This is a genomic window from Arcobacter caeni (assembly GCF_003063245.1).
Classification (GTDB): domain Bacteria; phylum Campylobacterota; class Campylobacteria; order Campylobacterales; family Arcobacteraceae; genus Aliarcobacter; species Aliarcobacter caeni.
The window spans coordinates 1-532 of record NZ_MUXE01000057.1 but is presented as its reverse complement, the minus strand read 5'-3'; the positions used below and the strand labels follow the sequence as shown (position 1 = coordinate 532).

The window sequence follows — 532 nt, the reverse complement described above, 5'->3', positions numbered from 1 at the left end:
ATGGAATACTGTTTTGTGTTTAGATAGAGTTTTAAATCTATGGATATCAAAAGGGTTAAACTCATAACCTTGTATATCTTTTGCAAGGTGTATTTCTGATACTTTAATAAAATAGTTTTCAAAAAGATTATTGATAATATTTTTAACATACTGAATAGCATTTTTATAACCACTTCTTAATAAAAACTCAGCTCTAAACTCTACTTTTATTAATGGATTACTATGTCTATTTGAATATTTTAAAAGTGAAATTGATATATCACCATTTTGTAAAACTACATTAAAAGAAGATTGACTCACAGCCATAACTCTAAACTTATGATTTGCAAAAGTAGTATTAACAAATCTTTTTTGATTATCTTGATTTTTAATTTGCATAGCTTCTTTTTTAAGCTCTACAAAGTCTGTTATATTTTGGTTTAAAATTTCTATTTCTTCTAATGTAATATTAGTGTTTGGATAGAAATGTAGTTTTAAAGTATCTACTATATCGTTTAATGATTTTATTTTAATGAAATGTCCCACTTAGGCC

1 protein-coding gene is annotated in these 532 nt (G+C 24.2%); it reads right to left on the bottom strand.

Features of this window, described 5'->3' with window-relative positions:
• A partial coding sequence (locus tag B0174_RS12125; RefSeq protein ID WP_133174810.1) for a hypothetical protein occupies positions 1–378 on the bottom strand: 378 nt, incomplete at its 3' end.
• Between the last annotated feature and the right edge of the window lie 154 nt (positions 379–532).